Here is a 4,507-nt window from a genome sequence, read left to right as displayed (position 1 = left end):
TGCTCAATCACTTGCGGCGCAAGATAGAGCAGGTTAGTGTTGATGGTTACCATGGCACCAAAGCGTGTCACCTCCTTCTGAAAAATAGGGAGCAGGGCCATTTTTTCTCACAGTAGCTCTATTTATTAACTTCAATGTATGTTCTTCCTGCTTCTTATAAAAAGCAGTTGATTATGTTAATTTTTATCATTATCCGTAAAGTTTAGAACTGAATTATGAAAATCAAAGAGGGGCCTGAACAGGCCCCTCTTTGATTTTCATATAGGCTCAGATAGCCTCTTATTTAACGACAACCTCTCCAACCATACCAGCTTCCATATGACCAGGTACAAGACAAGCAAATGATACTGTACCTGCTTTATCAAATTTCCATAGCACTGCACTCTTCTGACTGGGTGCAAGAGAGATCATGTTTGGCATGCTATGTTTCATCTGCATACCTTGCATTTGTTGCATCATTCCCGCATGCTCTTTGAGCTCTGAGGTTGTTCCGAGAACGAACTCATGTGGTAGTTTTCCATTATTCTTTATAAAGAATCGGATTGTTTCACCTTGTTTGACCGATATCGTTTTCGGTGTAAACCGCATGGTGTCATCCATAGATACGTCAATGGTTCTAGACACATCTTTGGCAACACCAGGGGAACCAGCCATACTCCCCATGTCATGCCCCATAGGAGCTGGATTCCCCTTCATTGAACTCATGTCATGGTTCATGCCATTCTTCATTGAGTTCATGTCATGACCTTGCTCAGAAGCCATCACACCCGTAGAAATTACTATCACAGCAGCAGTAATCATTTTGAATTTCATACATTACCTTCCTTATGTAATCAGAACCAGAATCTGGCACCTGCAATAAATCTCGTATCAGATGTACTCTCCCCATGATCTTTTGCTAGATCGTATGTATTGCCAGCGAGAGTTTTCCATTCAACGCCTATGTAAGGAGCAAACTGCCTACTTATTTCATAACGTAACCGCAAGCCAGTGCTGATGTCTGAGATACCTCGCCCAACAGACATATCATCATTATCTTTACTGTAAATATTCATTGCAGCTTGGGGCTGTAGTATCAATTTCTGAGTAAGTAAGAGGTCATATTCCGCCTCTAGGCTTAAAAGCATTAGACCATGCTGATCTACAAATAAAGAGGAGTCAACCTCAAACCAATATGGCGCTAATCCTTGTAGGCCAAGGGCAAGCCATCCTTTATCGCTTCTAGATTGATATGTATCATATCTTGCTCCAAAAAGGATGTCCCAGTATGCAGATGTAGCATACCCATAAAGAACTTGGTTTTCTGTATCCTGTAATGAATTTTTATATTCACCTTCAGATTTAAACCATATTTTTTGATAGTCTTTCCCTACCCAAGCAAGGGCTTTGTAGGAAGCATAATTTTCCTCTCGTCCATTTGAATATTCAAGCCTGTCAATTAACAGAGAAGAAAAGGTATGTTCATCTGCTAAGGAAAGCTGCTCTCTGCCTTCAAAAAGGCTTGGGCCTGAACTAAGTGTGAGTCCATCAGAATATTCATCAGGGCTTCTTTGTTCGCTATCCTCAGATGCGGTTAAATCAGGGTGATAGCCGCTAACAGCATCTTTTGACTCCTCAGAAAAAGAAAGAGAAGCAAATAACCCAAGGCTGATCAACCATATTCCATTTTTTACTATACTTTGAATTAGCATTATTTATTTCCTCAAGAAACCACTACTTCACGGAACATTCCAGCATCCATATGGAACATAATATGACAGTGCCAAGCCCAACGGCCAATGGCATCAGCGGTCACAAGAAAACTAATTCGTTGTGCTGGCTGCACAGGTATTGTGTGCTTTCTTGCCAAAAAGGAGCCATCTTCATTCTCAAGTTCACTCCACATACCATGTAAATGCATGGGATGGGTCATCATGGTGTCATTGTGGAGAGTAATTCTAACTCTTTCTCCATAATTAAAATGAATTGGTGTTGATTTACCGAACTCAACGCCATCAAACGACCATGTATAGCGTTCCATATTTCCAGTCAAATGAAGTTCAATTTCGCGTTCTGCTGGTCTTGGATCTATGGGCCCACCTTTAGTTTTCAGGTCTGCTAACGTAAGCACTCTTCTCCCATTATTACGTAGCCCTACACCAGGGTCATTCAGATTGCGTCTTGGTGTATCTACCCTCGCATCAACACTGGGCCCAAACTCTGTACTGGCATGCCTAACCTTGCTTGGCGGTGTAGCATTACTCATACCAGCCATAGAACCATGATCCATACCAGCCATGGAGCTATGATCCATCGTTGGCATTGCCCCCGATGCCATGCCAGGCATTGAGCCATGATCCATACCTGCCATGGAGCCGTGATCCATTCCGTCCATGGAGCCCATCATATCTTCCATTGAAAGAGGCTCAGGTTTGTCTACAGTAGGAATCGGAGCTGAAAGGCCAATCGCCGTCGACAACGTACCTCGGGCAAAACCAGTACGATCCATCGACTGTGCGAAAATCGTATGGGCGTTATCGATGGGTTGAACAATGACATCGTAAGTTTCACCAGGGCCGAAACGAAACTCATCTACGTCTATAGGTTCAATATCAACACCATCGGTTTGTACAACCGTCATTTTTATGCCTGGAATTCTGACATCGTAAAAAGACCCTCCAGCACCATTTATAAATCTAAGTCTGATCTTCTCACCTTTATTGAAGACACCAGTCCAATTTCCATTAGGGGTTGTTCCGTTCATTAAATAGGTTAAAGTTGCAGAGGATAAGTCAGCCAAATCTGTATAATTCATTCTCATTTCATTCCACATCTGGCGTTTGGTGAAGGCAACCTTTAATCCACTGTTGCTGACATCGTTAATGAAGTCGATAGCTGTAGGCTGATTAAAATTATAGTAATCACTTTGCGATTTCAATTTTGATAAAATTCGCATCGGGTGCTCATCTGTCCAGTCTGACAAGAGAACAACATAATCTCTATCGGCTGATATAATCTCGCCTTCTTTTGGCTCTATAATTAAAGCGCCATACATTCCCGTCTGTTCTTGAGAACCAGAGTGAGAGTGATACCAATATGTACCGGACTGTTCCAACGTGAATTTATATGTGAATGTCTCTCCTGGTTTAATACCATTGAAACTAATACCAGGTACGCCATCCATTTCAAATGGAAGTATTATACCATGCCAATGAATAGAGGTAGGCTCACTGAGCTTATTGGTAACACGAAGAGTAACCTCATCGCCTTCCTTTAAGCGTAATGTCGGTGCAGGTATGGAGCGATTGACAACCGTGGCAATTCTTGTACTTCCAGTAAAGTTGACAACAACTTCTTCAACTACCAGATCGATTACTGTTCCACTTAAAACTGAGCTGTAAACCTTTTGCGGCAGTTCTTCTTTAGCGTTAATTGACATAGGAATCGATGCCACAACTCCGCCAGCAGCAATCCCTTTAACAAACTTTCTTCTTGAGATAGAAGGATTAAATCCATTTTTACTATGAACATCATTCATAAGCGCCTCCATTTCATCACAACTGTGATGTGCGATGATGCTCATTATAGAAATCAATGTACAATTACAATACTGTAATTTTTCTCAATGCGTATAAAAAATGCGCAAAACTTACGTTAAAGCATGATTTTATTTGCTTTATCTGTTTCGCCCACTACCCATTCCATGCTGAAGTGCAATCACATGGACATCACCGTTGTAGCTGACTTTGACTGTGTTGATACTTTTGTCCATGGGGAGTTGCAGTTGCTTTGTCTTCCCAGGAGTAGCCATTACAGTACCCAGTTTAGTGTCATCCAGGGTAGATACACTCACAGTATCGGTACTAAGTGCGTTGGCACTCCAATCCATATATATAATGTTGTGCCCAGCACGAACGTTATAAGGCACAGGAGCCTGAGCAAAGGCGGAGAAGCTTCCGACGACCAGCGTACATGCCATGAATGCACCAATTTTAATATTCATAAACCACCTCATTTAATTATGACTCAAGTTACGTGACTAACTATATACTCTGAATCATTACATGAAGCTGTCACAAAAATTACAAATTAGTAATAAACCTATTGAAGAGTGTTTGGGGAACGCTGGATGCCTTAAATCAGGACATACCCTATTTTTTGACCTGCTCAGATAGAGATTCGGTTCATGCAGCATGAATCGCCCGGCTTCCCTAGGGAAGGTGCGAACAAGTCCCTGATATGAGATCATGTTTGTCATCTGGAGCCATGAAAAAGGGTTCATCATGAGTCATCAGCTCACCTTCGCCGACAGTGAATTCAGCAGTAAGCGCCGTCAGACCAGAAAAGAGATTTTCTTGTCCCGCATGGAGCAGATTCTGCCATGGCAAAACATGGTGGAAGTCATCGAGCCGTTTTATCCCAAGGCTGGTAATGGCCGGCGACCTTATCCGCTGGAAACCATGCTACGCATTCACTGCATGCAGCATTGGTACAACCTGAGCGATGGCGCGATGGAAGATGCTCTGTA

At 42.4% G+C, this 4,507-nt stretch carries 5 protein-coding genes; 1 reads left to right on the top strand and 4 read right to left on the bottom strand.

The features are described 5' to 3' along the window. Positions 1–279: 279 nt before the first annotated feature. From G5358_RS20170 to G5358_RS20155, 4 genes are all read right to left on the bottom strand, one after another. Positions 280–813 carry a cupredoxin family protein gene (locus tag G5358_RS20170; protein ID WP_087756363.1) on the bottom strand — a complete coding sequence of 178 codons (534 nt, stop codon included), beginning with the start codon at positions 811–813 and terminating at the stop codon, positions 280–282. 20 nt (positions 814–833) lie between these two features. Then, on the bottom strand, positions 834–1,691 hold the full coding sequence (locus tag G5358_RS20165) for a copper resistance protein B (RefSeq protein WP_005303868.1): 858 nt from the start codon (positions 1,689–1,691) through the stop codon (positions 834–836). Positions 1,692–1,702: 11 nt separating this feature from the next. Then, positions 1,703–3,517, bottom strand: a complete 1,815-nt coding sequence (locus G5358_RS20160; protein WP_421324793.1) for a copper resistance system multicopper oxidase — start codon at positions 3,515–3,517, stop codon at positions 1,703–1,705. A gap of 138 nt (positions 3,518–3,655) precedes the next feature. Further along, on the bottom strand, positions 3,656–3,982 hold the full coding sequence (locus G5358_RS20155) for a hypothetical protein (protein ID WP_010675891.1): 327 nt from the start codon (positions 3,980–3,982) through the stop codon (positions 3,656–3,658). A 280-nt stretch (positions 3,983–4,262) separates the two neighbouring features. On the opposite strand from G5358_RS20155, the gene G5358_RS20150 reads away from it, so the two are divergent. Then, a partial coding sequence (locus G5358_RS20150; protein ID WP_142915113.1) for a transposase occupies positions 4,263–4,507 on the top strand: 245 nt, incomplete at its 3' end.

The sequence above is a fragment of the Aeromonas sp. 604176 genome, assembly GCF_049170755.1.
Taxonomy (GTDB): domain Bacteria; phylum Pseudomonadota; class Gammaproteobacteria; order Enterobacterales; family Aeromonadaceae; genus Aeromonas; species Aeromonas veronii_A.
This window is presented reverse-complemented; position numbering and strand designations above follow the sequence as displayed.